15 protein-coding genes are annotated in these 22225 nt (G+C 63.7%); 10 read left to right on the top strand and 5 right to left on the bottom strand.

Going from position 1 to position 22225, the window contains the following annotated elements:
• Nucleotides 1–277: 277 nt before the first annotated feature.
• From ACSYS9_RS10480 to ACSYS9_RS10490, 3 genes are all read left to right on the top strand, one after another.
• Nucleotides 278–535 carry a hypothetical protein gene (locus tag ACSYS9_RS10480; RefSeq protein ID WP_256201515.1) on the top strand — a complete coding sequence of 86 codons (258 nt, stop codon included), beginning with the start codon at nucleotides 278–280 and terminating at the stop codon, nucleotides 533–535.
• 181 nt (nucleotides 536–716) lie between these two features.
• The gene (locus ACSYS9_RS10485; RefSeq protein ID WP_218141877.1) at nucleotides 717–2351 is read left to right on the top strand and encodes an AAA family ATPase; all 1635 of its coding nucleotides are present in this window, start codon (nucleotides 717–719) and stop codon (nucleotides 2349–2351) included.
• On the top strand, nucleotides 2348–3193 hold the full coding sequence (locus tag ACSYS9_RS10490) for a hypothetical protein (RefSeq protein ID WP_143048252.1): 846 nt from the start codon (nucleotides 2348–2350) through the stop codon (nucleotides 3191–3193). Before ACSYS9_RS10485 ends, ACSYS9_RS10490 begins: the two co-directional genes overlap by 4 nt.
• Before the next feature lie 341 nt (nucleotides 3194–3534).
• On the opposite strand, the gene ACSYS9_RS10495 is transcribed toward ACSYS9_RS10490, so the two are convergent.
• Together ACSYS9_RS10495 and ACSYS9_RS10500 are read right to left on the bottom strand one after the other, a co-directional pair.
• Nucleotides 3535–4659, bottom strand: a complete 1125-nt coding sequence (locus tag ACSYS9_RS10495; protein WP_071229319.1) for a helix-turn-helix domain-containing protein — start codon at nucleotides 4657–4659, stop codon at nucleotides 3535–3537.
• Complete coding sequence (locus ACSYS9_RS10500) at nucleotides 4640–5344, bottom strand: hypothetical protein (protein ID WP_071229320.1); 705 nt, start codon at nucleotides 5342–5344, stop codon at nucleotides 4640–4642. Before ACSYS9_RS10500 ends, ACSYS9_RS10495 begins: the two co-directional genes overlap by 20 nt.
• A 463-nt stretch (nucleotides 5345–5807) precedes the next feature.
• Here ACSYS9_RS10500 and prfB point away from each other — a divergent pair.
• The 7 genes from prfB to ACSYS9_RS10535 all read left to right on the top strand — a co-directional run bounded on the left by prfB (nucleotide 5808) and on the right by ACSYS9_RS10535 (nucleotide 17538).
• Nucleotides 5808–6933, top strand: a protein-coding gene (prfB, locus tag ACSYS9_RS10505) for a peptide chain release factor 2 (protein WP_097048047.1) whose coding sequence is annotated in 2 segments (ribosomal slippage) — nucleotides 5808–5882 and nucleotides 5884–6933 — 1125 coding nt in all. Because the reading frame shifts where the segments join, the coding sequence is not laid out codon by codon here.
• Between the two features lie 152 nt (nucleotides 6934–7085).
• Entirely contained in the window at nucleotides 7086–7868 is a 783-nt protein-coding gene (locus ACSYS9_RS10510) for a helix-turn-helix transcriptional regulator (protein WP_071229321.1), read from the top strand.
• Nucleotides 7869–8516: 648 nt separating this feature from the next.
• Entirely contained in the window at nucleotides 8517–9902 is a 1386-nt protein-coding gene (locus ACSYS9_RS10515) for an NAD-dependent succinate-semialdehyde dehydrogenase (RefSeq protein WP_071229322.1), read from the top strand.
• A 63-nt stretch (nucleotides 9903–9965) separates the two neighbouring features.
• Nucleotides 9966–11606: an acetolactate synthase large subunit gene (locus tag ACSYS9_RS10520; protein ID WP_012510938.1), complete on the top strand. Its 1641-nt coding sequence runs from the start codon at nucleotides 9966–9968 to the stop codon at nucleotides 11604–11606.
• 350 nt (nucleotides 11607–11956) lie between these two features.
• Nucleotides 11957–13468, top strand: coding sequence for a lysine--tRNA ligase (gene lysS / locus ACSYS9_RS10525; protein WP_032129833.1), 1512 nt, complete (start codon nucleotides 11957–11959; stop codon nucleotides 13466–13468).
• Nucleotides 13469–13673: 205 nt separating this feature from the next.
• Nucleotides 13674–14813, top strand: coding sequence for a response regulator (locus tag ACSYS9_RS10530; protein WP_006364528.1), 1140 nt, complete (start codon nucleotides 13674–13676; stop codon nucleotides 14811–14813).
• 1 nt (nucleotide 14814) lies between these two features.
• On the top strand, nucleotides 14815–17538 hold the full coding sequence (locus tag ACSYS9_RS10535) for a response regulator (protein WP_440569253.1): 2724 nt from the start codon (nucleotides 14815–14817) through the stop codon (nucleotides 17536–17538).
• 12 nt (nucleotides 17539–17550) lie between these two features.
• On the opposite strand, the gene ACSYS9_RS10540 is transcribed toward ACSYS9_RS10535, so the two are convergent.
• From ACSYS9_RS10540 to betA, 3 genes are all read right to left on the bottom strand, one after another.
• Nucleotides 17551–18420: a crotonase/enoyl-CoA hydratase family protein gene (locus ACSYS9_RS10540; protein ID WP_071229323.1), complete on the bottom strand. Its 870-nt coding sequence runs from the start codon at nucleotides 18418–18420 to the stop codon at nucleotides 17551–17553.
• 199 nt (nucleotides 18421–18619) lie between these two features.
• Nucleotides 18620–20296 carry a long-chain fatty acid--CoA ligase gene (locus ACSYS9_RS10545; protein WP_071229324.1) on the bottom strand — a complete coding sequence of 559 codons (1677 nt, stop codon included), beginning with the start codon at nucleotides 20294–20296 and terminating at the stop codon, nucleotides 18620–18622.
• A 222-nt stretch (nucleotides 20297–20518) separates the two neighbouring features.
• Nucleotides 20519–22201 carry a choline dehydrogenase gene (betA, locus tag ACSYS9_RS10550; RefSeq protein WP_071229325.1) on the bottom strand — a complete coding sequence of 561 codons (1683 nt, stop codon included), beginning with the start codon at nucleotides 22199–22201 and terminating at the stop codon, nucleotides 20519–20521.
• Nucleotides 22202–22225: the final 24 nt, after the last annotated feature.

The raw sequence follows: 22225 nt of genomic DNA on the forward strand, positions 1-22225 counted from the left end.
CGTGCACTCTGCGGGGGCGAAGATGCTGCTAATCCCCCAACACAATCTCCTGCTCGCAACGCGGGGGAGCTGCACAGTTCTTTCTGCGGATCTACGAACTGGCCCTGCAGGCAGGCTTTAGGGCCGACTTCACCATGGAGCAGCTGACCGCAGAGATGGGACTGGTCATCGACCACCTTGGCCGAACTACGAGAAGGCCATGGCGGAGGCAGGTTTGCCGATTGAGCAGTTGGGCACGGAAGTGGCGTTGGGCGGTTGGTCACCGAGGAATGGTCGCATGATGGCCACGGCCTACGCCAAGAACGACAGTCGACACCCGGCAGTAGTCCAGCCGATCAGTGGGCAGCTGGCATCTCCCGGTGAGCCACTTCGAGAGGTTGCGCCCAGCATGGGGCAGGCTGACCTGCTGGCGGCCGGCCGGTTGCAGGCCAACTACCTCAACCTCCAGATTGGCCGGAAAGTGGCTGGGGGACGTCTATTGATCGGGTTTCTTCAGAAGGGACAGGCGGTTGTGAAAGACCTCGGCGCGCTCTGAAACGTTCCTTTATTGGGAGCTTTGAGTGAAGCAGAATCTACGAGGGGAATTGTTATATTGCACTCATAGGGGCTTTCGATACTCTTGTTGCCCTGTGATCAGAAAATCGCGTGGGTAACCTTCAGGGGCCTACCGGTAGGCGAATGTAGACAGAGTGAAGTATCTAAAGGGACGAGGGGCAGTGAAGGACATCTACTTTAGCGTGGTGGCACCGGGTACTCGCACAGATGCGAGCAGCGCCTCGGATTGGGTGCTGGCTCAGGACAATTGGAACGACTACTCCTATCAAACGCTTTACCATCTTTCCCATTTCTCGATTAAGGATGGGAAGCGACAGGAGAGCGTCATTGGTCCGGTGAAGATCCTCAAGCGGGGACAAACCCAGAGCGATGGCATTCTGGTAAGGGAGAATTTCCCGGAGCTGGGCGAGGAGTTCTGCTCTGTGGGGGACTCTCTGGACTACTACGAGCGGCTTCGCGCGATCGGACCGTTGGGTGAGCAGATATTGGCTAGCCTTCGGGACGTAATTCACGCTCCGGAACTGGTAGAGAGGTTCCAGAGGGAGCCTGGCTGGCGCAAGTCTCTGTTTCGTGACCAGGACGATGGCGGATCCAGTTACCGAAGTCTGGCGACGGGAATCGTTCAAGGGCACTACACGACCCCGCCGAAGGATCAGCAACCGTTCGAGTTCCAGGTCACTGGCTGGTCGCGTAGCCTGAAGATCGACACGAGGTCGCAGGCGTCGGGGTCCGGCAACGAGAGGCTGCCCGAGCGAGTGAACGTCCTGGTGGGTCGAAATGGCTCCGGCAAGAGCACCTTGCTCTCACGCCTGGCGCGTGTCGCCTTCGCGTCCACGACAGAACGAGCAGCGTCACCACTGAGTGATCTCGGCAAGATGCTTCCGGAGGGCGTTGGCTTCCCGCGTATCGTCGTCATCGCATTCAGTCCGTTCGACAATTTCAAGCTACCCGGAGCGGATGCACGCAACCGCACCCAGATTGCGAAAGACATGCAGAACGGGGTCGGACGATATGTCTTCATCGGACTTCGGGATTTCGCAGGAGAGGCCGAGATCGCGATCTCGGACTTGCCGGGTACCAGGCTTGGCCAACTCGAAGCGGACACCGATCGCGTCAGTCAGACCAAGCTGAAATCGATCGCCGATCTGGCCATCGACTTCGATCGGTACCGCTCCATGATCAGCAACGATTCCCGGCGCGAGCTGGTCCTCAAGAAGGCGCTGGATGCCCTCGAAACTGGGCTGATATCGGACGAATGGCTGGACAGCACCAGTAGCGGGATCGATCAGGAAGCAGCGACATGGTTCATGAGGCTCAGCACCGGTCACAAGATCGCGGTTCTGTCCATCTACGGACTGGTCGCGTGTCTCGAGGATCGATCCTTGGTGCTGATCGACGAGCCGGAAACGCACCTTCACCCGCCGTTGCTGTCGGCGATGATGCATGCGTTCCGTCGGGTGTTGACCCGCTTTGAGTCATCTGCGCTGGTAGCGACGCATTCTCCTGTGGTCGTTCAGGAGTGTCTGGCCAAGCATGTGCACGTGGTGCGCCGTGAGGGCGAAAGCTTCTCGATTCGTCCGCTGTGTGCCGAGACCTTTGGTGAAAGCATCGGACTCATCACGGCTCAAGTGTTCGGCATGCAAAGCGATGCCACCGACTTCCATGCAGTGCTTGATCGATTGGTGGACAAGTACGACTCTCGCGAGAAAATCGAAAAATTGTTCCTCGGCGGCGTGATGAGCGGTCAGGCTAGGGCCTACGTCATGTCCAAGCTCGCGGAGGATGCCTCGGAGTGACCATGTGGAACTTGAGGCCTCTCCAGGACTTCGATCCTCGAGAGCATCTGGATGTGGCCTTTGCCGATGACGAAGTCACGGAGGCTGAGAAGGTTTTCTTGATTGACCTCTATGGGCAGTATCGGATAGCTTCCGGGCGCCCTTCCGATGCTATGCGCGCGGATGGACAACGCGCCGAGTTGTACCAGTTGGTGCACGACGCGTACCAGCTCGTGCAAGACGATCGTCGGCTAAAGACGCTGCGTGCCGATCTGAAGCTTCTGGCCGACTACTGTCCCTACTGTGGGTTCGCCCCGATCTCGGATCTGGACCATCACCTGCAACGATCGCGCTTCAAGCTGTTGAGCATTTTCGCATTGAATCTGGTTCCCTGTTGTGGTCCCTGCAATCGAGGGAAACGGAAGATTCCGTCCATAGAGTCGGGCGAGCATCAGCTCCACACCTACCTTGAATCGGTGACACAACTCGACTTTCTGCGTGCCTCCGCCAGTATTGATCCAGACACTGGAGCGCTATCCGTGGTGTACTCCATTGAGCAGTGCAACGGGATGTCCGAGGAGCTTTACGCTCGCCTGAATTGTCATCTTGAGGAGTTCAACCTGCACGAGAAGTACAAAAAGCAGGTCAATATCCATCTTGCTGAGCAGATCGCCGGTCTAAGAGGCACCTTCAAGCGTGGGGCGCACCTGCTCCAGGAGTTTCTGGTCGAGACGGCAGAGGCCCACAAGGAGAACTTTGGAACCAACGACTGGCGTACGGCACTCTTTCGGGGTTTGGCGGAGTGCGAACCCTTCTGGAGCGGTGGGTTCGAGAAGGCTTTGGGGAAGCGGCCCAAGGCTTGAGTGTCCCTGCCTGGCGCCCTCTCGCTGGGAGGCGAGCTAACAGGGTCCCTGGCGCGCTTCGTCGCGCCAGGGAGAAGTGCAATCGGTGCTGCATGCCGACGGAGATGCGCCACTGTGTGGTTGCCACCTCGGGCAGAGCACGTGCCTGGAGGCTCCGCAGGGAACCCAAAAGAGACAACGGCCGCGACGATGCGCGGCCTAAGTACTTGTAATTCATTGTGCCCGAGGTTGGAATCAAACCAGCGTTCCCTGATGAATAGTCAGGGGGGGGGGGGGCTATCAAAACTCCTGCGGCGAGACCCAGTCGCCCGAGGAGCTAGCCCAAAAGGCGGCAGAGAGGGTCAGTGAACGACCCTAAAAGAAGGTCTTCTTGACTCCATATCTTCGTTGGGGCGGGTCACGATCTGTTTGAGGAAATCGGGAGAGATCAAAAGAGCCTGGGCCAGATCCGAGAAGCTAATCCCGTGGGCATTTCGCAATACGTCCAGCGACTTGGGGATGAGCTCACTGAGCTCATTCGCGACCAAGCCATCCTCCGCCTCTTCAATGGCTTCACCCCGGTTTTTCAAGGTGATGATCGCGCTGCGATACTGATTTTCGTCGATAAGATCCAAGGAACGGGCCCGGTAGAGGATCGCAGCCTTGCTCGCGCCAAAGGTCAGCTTCAGTTGCCGGATTCCAGCCCAATCCAAACGGGTTCCCTTTTTGGGGAAGGCTTTCGCAAAGGTGGATCTGGGCAGGAGGAATGCAGAGGCAAAACGGTTTGCCTCGGTTTCAGTCTTTCGGTCGCCGGTCACCTGCCCCTCATGGAGAACCAAGTGGCCGAGCTCGTGAGCAATGTCAAATCGCTGCCTGAAAGGGCTCTTCTTCGCGTCGTTTCGAACGATGATCGGCCGCTTCGAGGCAATCGAAAGAGCATCCACCTGAGCGGAGGCTTCATTGAAGAATGCAACAACGATTCCCGCGCGCTCGACTACCCGGACCATGTGAGAAATCGGACCGAGTCCGAGCCCCCAATGCATCCGGGTGAGTTCGGCGGCACGTTCAATCTGCTCGGCGCTCGTGCTGTCCGAATGGTCGGGAATGTTTACCTCCGGAAGCCGAACCCGCTTGGCAATGAAGTCAACGACCTGGCCAAAAATGGTTCCTCTGGCCAGCACCATCTGGCGCGTACTCGCCTTGGTGGCCGCCAGCTTTCGGAAGTGAGCTTGCTCCTCGTGGACCTGCTCGCGCTCGCGGCGAAACAAGAAGTCCGGATGCACCTCGACGGCGTTGGCCAAAGCCTGGACGATGGCATCGGATCTGCCCGGCTTGGCCTTTCCAGACTCCAGCTGTGAGACAAACTGTCGGGTGGTGGAGATCGCGTCTGCGATCTCCTGCAACGTCATGCCCCAGAAGTGGCGGGCAGTACGCAATTGAGCGCCGTTGAACTCAGGTTGCTGGCGATTAGGAAACAGGGCGTTCATTCAGGTTCGTTCGAGCAGGTACTTCAGGGATTAGTTCATAGTTGGGCGAGGCGTCATCCGCGGCCGGCTGGTCGTCGATCGGGTCGTAGATGGCATCCAGGTCAATGGGGGCCAGCTCGGTAGCACGGGGGATGTCGGCATCGGTGGAATGGAACGCACGAACCGATTCGGTGAACTGCCACTTGGCCAGGATGTTCCCATAACCGTCATAGCCGACGAAGAAGATCTTGCTCTCATCGTCTTCGGTCTTGGCGCGCTCCACGATGAAGCGCCACAGCGTGGGCATCCCGGAGACGGTGAAGCCTTCGCCAGCGAATGAGCTCTGGCTCATCTCGGACAACTGGATTGCTTCGGCTTCGGTGGGGCTCAAGATTCTCCGCTTCGACGGCTTGCTGTGATCTGCGATGATGAAGAAGCGTACAGGCACGGAGCCTACGCCCACGATCAGATCGTTGCCGGTGTGGCGAATGGTCAACCAGTCATGGGTGCGAGAGCCGGCCAAGAGAAGTAGCGCGTTCTTGATCCAGCCCCAGGAGAGAACGGCACGGGTCCAGGCGCAGTCCAACTCAGTGCTGGTGGCTTCTGCGGCCTTGGCAAGGACTTCAAGCATCAGGCCGGCCACCACTTCCAAGCGTGAGTCGGACAGATCAGGCGAAGCGGCGCTCGGGCTTGTCGGATCACTCATTTAAATGTTCCATTTGTCTGATTTGTAATTGCAAGTATGTTCCGTTCTTGGTGTTTGTCAACTCCGCCTGGGTGGCGCCGGTCGTGAGGGCGGGGCGGCGTGCGGTTTGCATTGTCCCCTCCGTGAGCAGGGCGCGCCCGGAGAGAAGGTCGAAGAGAGTTCCCGCAAAGGAGAGGCGTGGCACGCGGGGCACCGGATGGTCTTTTGGCAGTTAGCGGGGGTGGATCGGTCGTGTCAATTCCGCCGGTCTGGCCACGAGCCGGGATCTGGAGTGATAATGTGGATGCTTACTGGACGTGGATCCCATGCGGTGGCAGTCCGTCGCTTCCCAGCCCCTGGCGCGTGCGGGGGACGTTGTGGGGGAAGTGCTGGAGGAGGTGCTGGAGGAGGTGCGCTAAGGCTTGCTGGATCAAGCACTTGGCGCTATCCTGAACAGTCATCTTTTGAATGCATAATCGCCGACATGATCGAACTGAATCCTGTCCGCCAGCGCATCACCGATCTGACCGATCGCGTGCTGTCGCTTCGGGGGTATCTTTGACTACGACGCCAAGAAAGAGCGTCTTGAAGAAGTAACGCGGGAGCTGGAAAGCCCCGACGTCTGGAACAACGCCGAATACGCCCAGAACCTGGGCCGCGAGCGTTCCAGCCTGGAAAAGACCGTGGGCGGCATCGCCTCGGTGCTGGACGGCCTGGCTGATGCCACCGAACTGCTTGAGCTGGCTGAGTCCGAACAGGACGAAGACACCGCGCTGGCCGTGGTCGCCGACCTGGACAAGCACCAGTCGCACGTCGAGAAGCTGGAGTTCCAGCGCATGTTCTCCGGCGAGATGGACAATGCCGCTGCGTTCGTCGACATCCAGGCCGGTGCCGGTGGCACCGAAGCCCAGGACTGGGCCGAGATCCTGCTGCGCATGTACCTGCGCTGGTGTGAATCGCGCGGCTGGAAGACCGAGCTGATGGAAGTCTCCGGTGGCGACGTCGCCGGCATCAAGTCGGCTACGCTGCGCGTGGAAGGCGACTATGCCTACGGCTGGCTGAAGACCGAGACCGGCGTGCACCGCCTGGTGCGCAAGTCGCCGTTCGACTCGGACAACCGCCGCCACACCAGCTTCACCTCGGTGTTCGTGTCGCCGGAAATCGATGACAACATCGACATCACCATCAACCCGGCCGACCTGCGTACCGACGTGTACCGCTCGTCCGGTGCCGGTGGCCAGCACGTGAACAAGACCGAGTCGGCGGTGCGTATCACCCACATCCCGACCAACATCGTCGTGGCCTGCCAGACCGGCCGCAGCCAGCACCAGAACCGCGACAACGCGATGAAGATGCTGGCCGCCAAGCTGTACGAGCTGGAGATCCAGAAGCGCAACGCCGAAAAGGACGCGGTGGAAGCCACCAAGTCCGACATCGGCTGGGGCAGCCAGATCCGCAATTACGTGCTCGACCAGAGCCGTATCAAGGACCTGCGCACCGGCATCGAGCGTTCGGATACGCAGAAGGTGCTCGACGGCGACCTGGACGAGTTCGTCGAAGCCAGCCTGAAGGCCGGCCTGGCCGTGGGCTCCAAGCGTGTCGATGCCTGATCGACGTGCCTGCGCGGAGATCGTCACCCTCGCGCTCAACGCCGAGGGTGGTTGAACCGTTTTTGTGTAGAGCCGAGCCATGCTCGGCTGTTTTTCGCGAGCTGGCGGACGCGTCGAGCATGGCTCGACGCTACAAAGGGTAGGACGGGCCGATGATGCGCAGCGAAAGTGAACGCAAGGAACTTGGCGGCTTCCTCAAGGCCTGCCGTGCCCGTGTCGACCCCGCCACGCTCGGCCTCCCGGCCGGGCGCCGGCGTACCCCGGGCCTGAAGCGGGAGGAAGTCGCACTGGCGATCGGGGTCAGCGTCAGCTGGTACACCTGGATCGAACAGGGCCGCGAAGTGCGCGCTTCGCCGGAGTTCCTTGAACGCCTGGCGCAGGTACTGCGCATGAGCGACGACGAGCGTGCCTATGCGTTCGCGCTGTCCGGCTACGGTGTGCCACTGGAATCTCCCGATGAGACAGTGACCGATGGCCTGCGCCAGCTGGTCGAGGCCATGCAGCCGATCCCGGCCTACGTGCGCAATACCCGTTACGACATTCTGGCCTGGAACCCGGCCATCGCCGACCTGTTCGTGGACTACAGCCAGCTGGTGCCACATGAGCGCAACACGCTGCGGCTGATGTTCCTGTACCCGCCGTACCGCACGTTGATCCTCAACTGGGAAGAAATGACCCGCGGCCTGCTGGCCGGCTTCCGCGCGGCGATGGCGCAGGCGCCGGACAAGGCCCCGTTCCTGGCGCTGGCCGAGGACATCGCTGCGCACAGCGAGGAGTTCCGCCAGTGGTGGCCGGAGCACGACGTGCGCCGGTTCGACGAAGGTGCGAAGAAGCTGAACCACCCCACGCGCGGGTTGCTGGACCTGCAGTACGTGGCGCTGGTGCCGGAGAGCCGGCACGACCTGTCACTGGTTACCTACCTGCCGCGTAGGTAGGGGGTTGTTCGGCAGGGCTTGCAGCCCTGCACCTGCTTCAAGCCGAAGCAACGGCAACAGCAACAGCGAGCTATCCGTGGGTTGGCGGGGCGGTGTGGGTTGGCAGGACACGCCGTAAACCCGTCCATGGGGGCTCGATGGCGCCATCCATGGCGCCAACGGTCCTGCCAACCCACACCGCCCCGCCTCTTACAGATTTCGCGCGGTTGTTGGTAGGTGTCGACCTTGGTCGACACATCTGTCAGATATCGAAAGAAATTCCGGGGTCAGATCCGTTTTCCTACGGAAAACGGATCTGACCCCAAGAGCATTTCCGACAGATCGCGGAAATCTGTCGAAGGCGGGGTGGGTCCGGTTGCGGGGGCGTGAGCGCCATGGATGGCGCGACCGAGGCTACATGGACGTACTTGCGCCGTCCCCCGCAACCGGACCCACCCCGCCATCCCGCGGAATGCACGCTGTTGCCGTTGCCTCGGTTTGAAGCCTCTGCGGGTGCAGGGCGCAGCCCTGCCAGGACAACCCAACCCATTCAGGCAGGTAACTGCAGGTCACAGGATAAGCAGACGCCTTGTTGTGCCCGTCGATCGGGTCCACATTCCTGTGCAGGAGACGGGCCGCCGCCCGTTGTCGAGACACCAGGAGACCTGCATGTCCGCTGCCCCCAGCACCGCCATTTCCCGCGATCCGGCCACCGGCCAGCAGATCGCCAGCCATCCCTTCGCCACCGACGCCGAACTGGAAACAATCCTGGATCGCGGCCAGGTTGGCTTCGCGGCCTGGAGCGCCAAGAGCCTTGAACAGCGTGCAGACGTACTGCGTGCGATGGCGGTGGTACTGCGCCGTGACCGTGAAAAGCTGGCTGCACTGGCCACCGCCGAGATGGGCAAGGTGCAGGCCGAATCGCTGGCCGAGATCGAGAAGTGCGCCGTGCTGTGCGACTGGTACGCCGACCACGGTGCGCAGTTCCTGCGCGACGAACCGACCCAGGTGCCCGACGACAAGGCCTACGTGTCCTACCTGCCGCTGGGCGTGGTGCTGGGCATCATGCCGTGGAACTTCCCCTACTGGCAGGTGATGCGCGCGGCGGTACCGATCCTGATGGGCGGCAACGGCTTCCTGCTTAAGCCGGCCGAGAACATCGTCGGTACCGCGCAGCTGCTCGACGCCGCCTGGCGCGATGCCGGTCTGCCGGAAGGCACCTTCATCGCCGCCAACATCAGCCGCGACGGCACCAGCCGCGCGATCGCCGATGACCGCATCGCGGCGGTGACCCTGACCGGCAGCGTGGCCGCCGGCCGTAGCATCGCCGCCCAGGCCGGGCAGGCGCTGAAGAAGGTGGTGCTGGAACTGGGTGGCTCGGATCCGTTCATCGTGCTGGCCGACGCCGATCTGGACGCTGCCGTCGATGCAGCGGTGGCTTCGCGCTTCCAGAACACCGGGCAGGTCTGCATCGCCGGCAAGCGCATCATCGTTGAAGACGCGGTCTACGACCGGTTCGTGGCGCAGTTCTGCCAGAAGGTGCAGGCGCTGACCATCGGCGACGGCCGTGAAGCCGACAACCGTATCGGCCCGATGGCACGCCAGGACCTGCTGGAGCAGCTGGACGCGCAGGTACGGGCCTCGGTGGACGCGGGCGCGAAGCTGCTGGTCGGCGGCCATCAGCTGGATCGCCCAGGCGCGTTCTATGCCCCCACCGTGCTGGCGGACGTGGAGCCGGGCATGCAGGCTTTCGATACCGAGACCTTCGGTCCGGTTGCCTCGATCAGCCGCGCCCGTGATGCCGATCATGCGGTGGAACTGGCCAACCAGAGCGAGTTCGGCCTCAGCGGCAACCTGTGGACCGGCGACCGCGCACGGGCCATGCAGTTGGCGCGCCGGCTGCAGACCGGCGGCGTGTTCGTCAACGGTTTCTCCGCCTCTGACCCGCGCGTGCCGATCGGTGGCGTGAAGAAGAGCGGCTTCGGCCGTGAGCTCTCGCACTTCGGCATCCGCGAATTCGTCAACGCGCAGACGGTGTGGTTCGACAAGCGTTGACGCGCAGCTTCCATCCTTCCTGCAACGATCCATCATCAGTCCAGCGAAAAGGACGGCATTCCAATGTCCAAGGGTTCAGATCTGCTCGTCGCCGCGCTTGAGAACGAAGGCGTCGAGCGTATTTTCGGTATTCCCGGCGAAGAGAATCTCGACGTGGTCGAGTCGCTGCGCCATTCCAGCATCGAGCTGGTCATCACCCGCCACGAACAGGCGGCCGTGTTCATGGCGGCGACTTATGGCCGGCTGACCGGCAAGCCGGGTGTGTGCCTGGCCACGCTCGGCCCGGGCGCGCTCAACTTCACCACCGGCGCCGCCTACGCGCTGCTGGGTGCGTGGCCGGTGATCATGATCACCGGCCAAAAGGGCATCGTCGCCAGCAAGCAGGCGCGTTTCCAGATCGTCGACATCGTCAGCACCATGAAGCCGCTGACCAAGCAGGCGCGGCAGATTGTCTCGGCGCGCACCATTCCGACCATCGTCCGCGAGGCATTCCGTACCGCGCTGGAAGAGCGCCCGGGCCCGGTGCTGCTGGAGCTGCCCGAAGACATCGCGGCCGATGAGGTCGGGGACGTAGCGCTGATTCCGCCGCACGCGGTGGATCGTCCCATTGCCAGTCCGGAAGCACTGGACCGCGCGGCGGAGATCATCCGCAACGCCAAGCGCCCGCTGCTGATGATCGCCTCGGCGGCGTCGCGGCCGCAGTCCAGCGAAGCGTTGTCGGCATTCGTGCTGCGCGCGGGTATTCCATTCTTCACCACGCAGATGGGCAAGGGCGCGGTGGCCGGTGGTTCGGGCCTGTACATGGGCACCGCCGCGCTGACCGAGCGCGACTACGTGCACATGGCGATCGACCAGGCCGACGTGATCGTGACGATCGGCCACGAGGTCACCGAGAAGCCGCCGTTCGTGATGCGCCCGGGTGGGCCGACCGTGATCCATATTGGCTATTCGCAGGCGGCGGTGGAGCAGGTGTACTTCCCGCAGGTGGAAGTGATCGGTGACATCGGCCGTTCGCTGACCCAGTTGGCCGACCGTATCGAAGGTGCAGTGCCGAACGCCGACGCGCTGCTGCCGCTGCGCGCGACCATTCTGGAACACTTGGCTGACCGAGCCGAGGAAGCTGGATTCACCCCGCAGCGGCTGGTGCACGACGTGCGCCAGGTGATGCCGCCGGACGGCATCGTGGCGCTGGACAACGGCATGTACAAGATCTGGTTTGCGCGCAATTACCGCACCCAGGTGGCCAATACGCTGCTGCTGGACAACGCGCTGGCGACGATGGGCGCGGGCCTGCCGTCGGCGATCATGGCCTCGATCCTGTACCCGCAGCGGCGGGTGCTGGCGGTGTGCGGCGATGGCGGTTTCATGATGAACAGCCAGGAGCTGGAGACCGCGCGGCGGCTGGGCCTGAACCTGGTGGTGCTGATTCTCAACGACGGCGCCTACGGGATGATCCGCTGGAAGCAGGCGGTGGATGGCTTCACCGACTACGGCATGACGTTCAGTAACCCGGATTTCGTGAAGTATGCGGAAGCCTATGGCTGCAAGGGGCATGAGGTGACGGCCATCGAGCAGTTCATCCCGACGCTGGAGGCGGCGTTCAACGAGGGTGGGGTGCACCTGGTATCGGTGCCGATCGACTACTCGGAGAACCAGCGGGTGCTGGTGGACGAGCTGCGGCAGGCATTCCCCGGGAACGGTTGACGCCTACCGGGGCATCGGTTCCCCGGAATCCGGTAGGTGTCGACCTTGGTCGACACACGGACCGCCAACCAAGGTTGGCGGCTACCAGAGCGGCGGGCAGCGGACCTGGTAGGTGTCGACCTTGGTCGACACGATGGAGCGCCAACCAAGGTTGGCGGCTACCAGGCGGCGGGCAGTGGGCCTGGTAGGTGTCGACCTTGGTCGACACGCGGACCGCCAACCAAGGTTGGCGGCAACCGGGCAGCGGGCCGGGGCCCGGCCCAGGGCTGGGGCGGGGCGGTTTTGGTATGCTGGGCAACCGGCTGTGCCGGGCGCAACATCCCCCCTCACTACACGATTCCCGCAGATCCATGAGCGAAGCTACCGATACCCCCCCCGTTGACGAAAACAAGTTGATCGCCGAGCGCCGCGAGAAACTCAAAACGCTGCGTGGGCAGGGCATCGCGTACCCGAACGATTTCCGTCGCGAGGACTTCGCCGGCCGCCTGCAGGAAGAATTCGCCGACGCCGAGCAGTGGACCGCTGAGGCCCTGGAAGGCAACGGCCGCCAGGTGAAGATGGCGGGCCGCCTGATGGCCAAGCGCATCATGGGCAAGGCCAGTTTCGCGCAGATCCAGGACGAGTCCGGTCGCATCCAGCTGTTCCTGCAGGGCACGGTGCTGGGCGATGCCTACACCGCCTTCAAGGGCTGGGACGTGGGCGACATCATCGCCGTCGAAGGCGGCCTGACCCGTACCAAGACCGGCGAGCTGTCGGTCAAGGCCGAATCGATCCGCCTGCTGACCAAGTCGCTGCGCCCGCTGCCGGACAAGTGGCATGGCCTGGCCGACGTCGAGCAGCGCTACCGCCAGCGCTATGTCGACCTGATCGTGACCCCGGAGTCGCGCGCGGTGTTCATCAAGCGCTCGAAGATCATCCGCGCCATGCGCGCGTGGCTGGACAACCGCGACTTCCTCGAAGTCGAAACGCCGATGATGCATTACATCCCCGGCGGCGCGGCGGCCAAGCCGTTCACCACCCACCACAATGCGCTGGACCTGGACCTGTACCTGCGCGTGGCGCCGGAGCTGTACCTCAAGCGCCTGACCGTGGGTGGCCTGGAGCGCGTGTACGAGATCAACCGCAACTTCCGCAATGAAGGCGTCAGCACCCGCCACAACCCGGAATTCACCATGATGGAGCTGTACGAGGCCTATGCCACGTACAACGAGATCATGGACCTGACCGAAGGTGTGATCCGTGACGTGGCCACGACCGTCAACGGTTCCACCGAAGTGGAGTGGGACGGCGCGAAGATCGACCTGGGCCCGGCGTTCCGCCGCTGGCGCATGGACGAGGCTGTGCGCCACCACAACCCGGAAATCTCTGCTGCCGACTGCACCGACCGCGAGGCGCTGCTGCGCCATTGCGAGCGCTTGAAGATCCGCGTCAAGCCGTCCTACGGTTGGGGCAAGCTGCTGCTGGAGATCTTCGAGGCCACGGTCGAGCACACCCTGATCCAGCCGACCTTCATCACCGACCATCCGGTGGAGGTCTCGCCGCTGGCCCGTGCCAACGACAACGATCCGGGCTACACCGACCGCTTCGAGCTGTTCGTCAACGGCAAGGAGCTGGCCAATGGCTTCTCCGAGCTGAACGACCCGGAAGACCAGGCCCAGCGTTTCCAGGCCCAGGTAGCCGCGAAGGAAGGTGGCGACGACGAGGCCATGCACTACGACGCCGACTACATCCGTGCGCTGGAGTACGGCATGGCACCGACCGGCGGCCTCGGCATCGGCGTCGATCGCCTGGTGATGCTGCTGACTGGCAGCAGCTCGATCCGTGACGTGCTGCTGTTCCCGTACATGCGTCCGGAGCAGTAAGTCGTCTTTTTGACTCCTGTTTGTGCGCGCCGTCGCGAAATGAGACGGCGCGATTGACGCCTCCCGCACTCGGCGTATCGTTAATGCACTACCTTGACGTCTGTTGTGGCTTGATCGGCGCCAGGGGGAGTGCGCATTGTGGAGAGTCCGCTTCACAATGTGATGACGATCATGAACCGGGACGCATGACACGGGAGTCAGGCCGATGCAGGGTGCGAGCGTTCGCAGCGGCAGGGTATCCTCGCCTGCTGATGATCCAGCATGGTCGAGAAACCAGGCAGAGTACGCGTTGAACATCGTCATTGTTGACGACCAGACGTCCGCCCGGACGATGCTGCGTCACGTCATCGAAGATATCGCGCCGGAACTGAGCGTGTATGACTTCGGTGATCCGCTGACCGCATTGGCCTGGTGCGAGGCGCATCCGGTCGACCTGCTGCTGCTCGATTACCGCATGCCGGAAATGGACGGGCTGGAGTTCGCCCGCCGTTTCCGTCGCCTGCCCAAGCATCGCGACATTCCCGTGATCCTGATCACCGTGGTCGGCGACGAGCCGATCCGTCAGGCGGCGCTGGAAGCGGGGGTCATCGACTTCCTGGTCAAGCCCATCCGTCCGCGCGAACTGCGCGCGCGCTGCTACAACCTGTTGCAGCTGCGCCAGCAGACCGAGAACGTGAAGCAACGCGCGTTGTCGCTGGAGCAGCGCTTGCTGGCCAGCATGCACGAGGTCGAGGAACGCGAGCGCGAGACACTGTCGCGGTTGGCGCGGGCGATCGAGTTCCGTGATGCCGGCACCAGTGCCTACCTTGAACGCATGGCGCGCGTGGCAGGGCTGATCGCCGAGCAGCTGGGCCTGCCCGAAGACGACGTGCGCCTGATCGAGATGGCCGCGCCGCTGCATGACATGGGCAAGATCGCCATTCCCGATGCAGTGCTGCTCAAGCAGGGCAAGCTCAACGACGAGGAGCTGGCGATCATGCGCCGGCACCCACGCATCGGCCATGAGCTGCTCAGTGGCAGCCAGAACCGCTTCATCCAGGTCGGCGCATTGATCGCGCTGCGCCACCACGAACGTTACGACGGCAGCGGCTACCCGGATGGGCTGGTCGGTGAGGCGATTCCGCTGGAAGCGCGCATCGTCGCCGTGGCCGACGTCTTCGACGCACTCATCTCACCCCGTCCGTACAAGGAAGCATGGACCATGGAAGCCACACTGGCCTATCTGTATGCCCAGCGTGGCCGCCTGTTCGATCCACGCTGCGTGGATGCGCTGATGCGCGGCCACCAGCAGTTGATGGATATCTGCGCCCAGCACTCGACGGCATCGACGCGACCGGGTGGGTGACATGCAGGACCTGTTCGCACGCGTGAGGCGTCGGCTGGCGCAGCGTCCGGATTCGGAACATGGCCAGGCGATCGTGCGGGTGGTGCTGATCTCGCTGATCCTGGTCTATGTGCTGCTGTCCGGTGCGCGCCTGCACCGTCTGGAGCAGTACCAGGGCGTGCTGGCGACGGTACTGACCGGATTGGGACTTTCGCTGCTGCTGTTCGGTTGGCTGCTGTGGAAGCCGGAGCGCTCCGATCCGCGGCGGGTGGCCGGGATGCTGGCCGATTACGGCCTGATCGCGGTCGGCATGATCCAGATGGGTGAGCCGCTGGCGTGGGTGTATGCGGTGGTGATGTGGGTCACGGTGGGCAACGGCCTGCGCTTCGGGCCGCGTTACCTGGCCGCTGCCATCGTGCTGGCGATGGTCAGTTTCGGCACCACCGTGCTGTTGACCCCTTACTGGCAGGCCAACCTGGGGCTGGCCATTTCCCTGTGGTTGGGGTTGCTGGCAGTACCGTTGTGCTGCTCTTCCCTGCTGCGCCGAAGGATGCGACATCCGACCATGGATACGACTCCCGCCGCTGGCTCCGACAAGCGCTCGCTGCTGGCACGCTTCAAGCAACGCCTGTCCGGGCGCGAGGACAGCGAGCACGCGCAGAACCTGATCCGCATCATCATCACGGCGCTGTTCATCAGCTATCTCGGCTGGCGCTCGCTGAGCGGCGGCGGTGAGGCACTTACTGCGACGTGGCTGATCCTCGCCTTCGAGCTGACCATTTCCGCCGGCCTGCTGACCGCGATCCTGGTCAATCCGGGTGTGTCGCATGTGCGCCGGGTGATCGGCATGCTGACCGACTACACCTGCATGGCCTGGATCATGACCATCCAGGGTGAGCCGGCGGCACCGCTGTATGCGGTGATGCTGTGGGTCACGATCGGCAACGGCATGCGCTACGGCAGCACCTACCTGCGCGTGGCCACGGCCATGGGCTGCCTGGCCTTCCTGTGCACGGTGATGCTGTCGCCGTACTGGCGCGGCCACGACTATCTGGGCTGGGGCCTGCTGCTGGGCCTGGGCGCGATTCCGCTGTACTTCGATTCGCTGCTGCATGCCTTGACCCGGGCGGTGGCAGAGGCGCGCCAGGCCAACGAAGCCAAGAGCCGTTTCCTGGCCAACATGAGCCATGAGTTCCGCACGCCGTTGAACGGGCTGGCCGGCATGACCGAAGTGCTGGCCACCACCCGCCTGGACGACGAACAGCGCGAGTGCCTGAACACCATCCAGGCCTCGACCCGCAGCCTGTTGGCGCTGGTGGAAGAGGTGCTGGACATCTCCGCGATCGAAGCCGGCAAGGTGCGCGTGGAGTGGCACGAGTTCGCGCTGGCCGACGTGCTGCAGGCGATCAACCTGATCCTGACCCCGCAGACCCGCTCCAAATCGCTGGACTATCGCGTGCAGGTGGATGACAACGTGCCGCCGCGCCTGCTGGGTGATGCCGGTCATCTGCAGCAGATCCTGCTCAATCTGATGGGTAACGCGGTCAAGTTCACCGACAGCGGCTACGTGCATCTGCGCGTGTCCAGCCCCGATGTGCTGGGCAGCGAGCGGATGCGCCTGCGATTCGAGATCGTCGACAGCGGCATCGGCGTGCCGGTGGCGCTGCGCGGCCGGCTGTTCAATGCCTTCGAGCAGGGCGATGTCGGCCTGGCCCGCCGCCATGAAGGCACCGGTCTGGGCACCGCCATTGCCAAGGGTCTGGTTGAGTCGATGGGCGGGCAGGTCGGTTATGCGCCGAACAGCCCGCGCGGCAGCGTGTTCTGGGTCGAGATCACGCTGGACGTCGCAGACACTTCATCAGCCCCGGCGGTTCCGTCCGAGGTGGCTGAAGCCGGCAATGTCATCGCGTTCTCCAATCCCTTCCTGCGCCATCGTGCGCGCGTGCGCAGCCTGCGGGTGCTGGTGGCCGACGACCACGAAGCCAACCGCATGGTGCTGCAGCGGTTGCTGGAGAAGGCCGGCCACAAGGTCACCTGCGTCAATGGCGGCGCCGAAGTGCTCGATGCGTTGGAGCAGGCCAGTTACGACGCAGCGATCGTCGATCTGCACATGCCCGGCATGAGCGGACTGGACCTGCTCAAGCAGTTGCGGGTGATGCAGGCCAGTGGCATGCCCTACGTTCCGGTCATGGTGCTGAGCGCGGACGTCACCCCCGATTCCATCCTGCGTTGCGAGCAGGCCGGTGCCCGCGCCTTCCTTGCCAAGCCCGTGGTGGCCACCCGTCTGCTGGAAGTGCTGGCCGATGTCGCCGCCAACACCCGCGCCGAGTCCGGCATCCAGTCGGTGCCGGCATTGCCGGTTGGCGATGGCGTGCTCGATACCGCGGTGCTGGACGAGCTGGCGTCGCTGGGCATGGGCGATGGCTTCGAACGCAAGTTCATAGACCAGTGCCTGGCGGACGTCGACGCGAGCATGGGCCAGCTGCAGGGCTGCGGCGAGCGCCAGGCCTGGGAGGATTTCCGCGAGCACGCCCACGCCCTGCGCGGGGTGGCGAGCAACCTGGGGCTTGTCCAGGTTGCCGCCTCCAGTGGCGAAATCATGCGCATGGCGGACTGGCAGCTGAAGGGGGAATGGAACGCCCGCCTCGGCAGCCTGGCGACCGCCCTGCGCAACGGCAGGAATGCGTTGGCTGCCCGTAGTGCGGGAGCATCGCACCGCGACGACAGCGAGCGCAGCCCGTCCTGACCCGCCAGACGGTCAGGACGGGTCGCCATTGCGCCGGGCCTGCGCCCGTACCAGCCGATCCATGGTGCGCAGGGACTTCTCGCCGAGCTGCATGGCGGTGTCCACCCAGATCTCGGTGATCCGCATCATTTCATGCAGCGGCACCATGGTGGCGATCTCGTTGACCTCACGCATCGCCGCCCACGCGTGCGGAATGCGCCGGCTTTCCTTGATCACCTGTTCGACCGCGGCAACACCTTCGCCCACCGGCACCACGATGTCGACCAGGCCCATTTCCTTCAGCTGGCTGGCGGTGTAGAGGTTGCCTTCCAGCATGATCTTCTCGGCCAGGCGCGGGCTGATCCGCTGGCACAGGAAGGAGTAGGCGCCCATGCCCGGGAACAGGTCGAACAGCACCTCGGGCAGGCCCATCAACACGCCTTCCTCGGCGACGATGGTGTGGCAGCTCAGTGCGGCCTCGAAGCCGCCACCCAGTGCATTGCCCTGGACCAGGGCGATGCACTGGGCACGGGTGCCCAGGCCGGCATGGAAGGCATGCACGCCGCGCACGCAGCGTTGGGCATAGTCGAGCAGGCGGGCACGGTCGCCCTCGCGGATCAGGCGGCAGAACAGTTCGAGATCGCCACCCAGGTTGAACACGTCGCTGTCCGAGGCAAGAACGACATGGGGTGACAGAGCGTGCGAGGCGCTGAGGCGATCGCCCAGTTCGCGCTGGTAGTCGACGATGTCATCGACCAGGCGCGAGGCGAAGCACGGCCGGCCCGGCTGGTTGACCAGGTTGGCGTGCATGTGGATCCAGTAGACATCCCGCTCGGGTTCTTCGGTGATACGCAGGGTAGGGTGCTGCGAGGGACGGGTGATGATGGGGCGTACTGCGGACATGGGCGTTCTCCGTGTGACCGTCCGGCCAACCGCAGAGCGGACGGAGAGGAGTGAGGGGGCGGGCTGAACGTGCGGCGGCGACTGATTCTATGCACCCGTCGTGAACCGCCCGCAAGCGCTGTACCGGCCATGTTCCGGTAATAAAAAGACCCCGCCGTCTCCGGCGGGGTCCCTGCACTCTCCCGTTGCCCGGAAACCCTTACTGGGCGGGCGTATCACGCAGCTCGCGACGGAGAATCTTGCCGACGTTGGTCTTCGGCAGCTCCTTTCGGAATTCTACGATTCTGGGGTGCTTGTAACCGGTCAGGTTTGCCCGCGCATGTTCCTTGACCATTTCCGCGGTCAGGTTCGGGTCCTTCTTCACGATCACGACCTTGACCACTTCGCCGGACTTTTCGTCCGGGACACCGACGGCGGCGACTTCCAGCACGCCCGGCATCATCGCGATGACGTCTTCGACCTCATTCGGGTACACGTTGAAGCCGGACACCAGGATCATGTCCTTCTTGCGGTCGACGATGTAGAAGAAGCCCTGTTCGTCCATCTTCGCCATGTCGCCGGTGTGCAGCCAGCCGTCCGCATCGATGGCGGTGGCGGTTTCTTCCGGACGCTGCCAGTAGCCCTTCATTACCTGCGGGCCCTTGATGCACAGCTCGCCCACTTCGCCCAGCGCCAGGATGTTGCCGTTGTCGTCTTTGATGCAGGCATCGGTGGACGGGATCGGCAGGCCGATGGCACCGTTGTACTCGGGCAGGGTGAGCGGATTGATGCAGGCCGCGGGCGAGGTCTCGGTCAGGCCATAGGCTTCGACCAGGGTCACGCCGGTGACCTTCTTCCAGCGTTCGGCCACGGCACGTTGCACCGCCATGCCGCCGCCCAGGGTGAACTTGACCGAAGAGAAGTCGATCTCGTCGAAGCCCGGGGTGTTGAGCAGGCCGTTGAACAGCGTGTTGACGCCGGTGATGGCAGTGAAGCGGGTGCCCTTGAGCTCCTTGACGAAGCCCTTCATGTCGCGTGGGTTGGTGATCAGGTGGTTGCAGCCACCGAACTTCATGAAGACCAGCCCGTTCGCGGTCAACGCGAAGATGTGGTACAGCGGCAGGGCAGTGATGATCACTTCCTTGCCCGGCTCGATGCCCGAGGTGGACAGCCACGCCGACGCCTGCTGCATGTTGGCGATCAGGTTGCGGTTGGTCAGCATCGCACCCTTGGCCACGCCGGTGGTCCCACCGGTGTACTGCAGGAAGGCAATGTCGTCGTGGTCGATCTCGACCGGCGGAAGCGCGTGGCGGCTGCCCAGCTTGAGCGCCTGCTTGAAGCGGACGGCGCCCTTGATGTGGTAGTTGGGCACCATCTTCTTGATGTACTTCAGCACGAAGTTGACGATCGCGCCCTTGGCGCCGAGCAGGTCGCCCAGGCCGGTGGTGACCACGTGCTTGACCGGCGTATCGGCGATGACCTGTTCGACGGTGTCGCCGAAGTTGTCGACCACCACCAGGGCGCTGACGCCGGCATCAACCAGCTGGTGCTTGAGTTCGCGCGCGGTGTACAGCGGGTTGACGTTGACCACGGTCAGGCCGGCGCGCAGCACGCCGAAGGTGGCCACCGGGTACTGCAGGCAGTTGGGCATCATCAGGGCGACGCGGTCACCCTTCTTGAGCTTGAGCTCACCCAGCAGGTAGGCGGCGAACTGGGTGACCAGCGCGTCCGTCTCACCATAGGTGAGGACCTTGCCGAAGCTGGAGTAGGCGGGACGGTCGCGGAATTTCGCGATGGAAGCGTCGAAGACCGAGGCGACCGAATGGAATTCGTTGACGTCGATTTCGGCGGGAACGCCTTTCGGATAGCTCTGCAGCCAGGGACGATCCAGACTCATATTCCCCCTCCAGGAATCGTGATGTTTTAGGTTACGGCCCTGAGCGTATCCACAATGGCCGTTCATTGCAGCATACCCCGCCGTAGGGAAAACGCGAAGAGGCCCCGAAGGGCCTCTTTGCTTGGTAATGCCGGCCGCTGGCCGGCATCTGCGCTCGATCGGGATTCCGGTGGATGCCGGCCAGCGGCCGGCACTACCGTGGCCCCAAGCGGGGCGCTTGCGTCAGCCCTGCTTGCGTACCGGTGCGCCGTTGGCCTTGTAGTACGGCGCGGTGCTGCGGGCCAGCGGGGTGCGGCCGCGGATCACGTCGGCCAGCTTCTCGGCCATCATGATGGTCGGTGCGTTGAGGTTGCCGGTCACCACCTGCGGCATGATCGAGGCATCGACGATGCGCAGGCCTTCCAGGCCGTGCACGCGACCCTGGCCGTCGACCACCGCCATCGGGTCATCGGCATGGCCCATCTTGTTCGAGCACGACGGGTGGTAGGCGGTCTCGGCATGCTCGCGCACGAACGCATCGATCTGCGCATCGGTCTGCAGCGCGCTGCCGGGGGAGATCTCGCGGCCGCTGTACGGTGCCAGTGCCGGCTGCGCGAAGATCTCGCGGGTGATGCGGATCGCCGCGCGGAACTCGCGCCAGTCCTGGTCGTGCGACATGTAGTTGAACAGGATGCTCGGATGTTCGCGCGGATCCTTCGAACGCACGTGGATGCGGCCGCGGCTGGGCGAGCGCATCGAACCGACGTGCATCTGGAAGCTGTGTGCCTTGATCGGGTTGGAGCCGTTGTAATTGATCGCCACCGGCAGGAAATGATACTGCAGGTTCGGCCAGTCGAATTCGGCGTCGCTGCGGATGAAGCCACCGGCCTCGAACTGGTTGCTGGCGCCGATGCCGGTGCCCAGGAACAGCCACTCGGCACCGATTGCCGGCTGGTTGTACAGCTTCAGAGCCGGGGCCAGCGAGACGGGCTTCTTGCACTCGTACTGCAGGTACATCTCCAGGTGATCCTGCAGGTTGGCGCCGACGCCCGGCAGGTGGTGCACCAGGTCGATGTCCAGGCTGCGCAGCAGGTCGGCCGGGCCGACGCCCGAGCGCTGCAGGATCTGCGGCGAGGCGATGGCGCCGCCACACAGCAGCACTTCGCGGCGGGCGGTGGCACGCTGCGGCTGGTCGTTGTGCAGCCACTGCACGCCCACCGCACGCTTGCCCGAAAACAGGATGCGGTCGGTCAGCGCGTGGGTGACGATGGTCAGGTTCGGGCGCGGCTTGGCCAGGTCCAGGTAGCCGCGGGCGGTGCTGGAACGACGGCCCTTCGGGGTCACCGTGCGGTCCATCGGGCCGAAGCCTTCCTGCTGGTAGCCGTTGAGGTCGTCGGTGCGCGGGTAGCCGGCCTGCACGCCGGCCTCGACCATCGCGGCGAACAGCTCGTTGTTGCCGGCCTTCGGCGTGGTCACGCGCAGCGGGCCGTCGCCACCGTGGTAGTCGTTGGGGCCGATGTCACGGGTTTCGGCCTTGCGGAAGTACGGCAGGCAGTCCAGGTAGGTCCAGTCTTCCAGGCCCGGCATGCTGGCCCAGTTGTCGTAGTCCATCGCGTTGCCGCGGATGTAGCACATGCCGTTGATCAGCGACGAGCCACCCAGCCCCTTGCCACGGCCGCAGTCCATGCGGCGGTTGTTCATGAAGGGCTCGGGATCGGTCTTGTACGCCCAGTTGTAGCGCTTGCCCTGCAGCGGGAAGGCCAGCGCCGCCGGCATCTGGGTACGGAAGTCGAGCCGGTAGTCCGGGCCACCGGCTTCCAGCAGCAGCACGCTGACATCGGCATCTTCGGTGAGGCGGGTGGCCAGCACGTTGCCGGCCGAACCGGCGCCGATGATGATGTAGTCGTACTCGTTATCGGTGCTCATGGGTGTCTCCTGCAGGCCGGGGCG

This window comes from Stenotrophomonas sp. STK17_22, assembly GCF_051983905.1.
Lineage (GTDB): Bacteria > Pseudomonadota > Gammaproteobacteria > Xanthomonadales > Xanthomonadaceae > Stenotrophomonas > Stenotrophomonas maltophilia_A.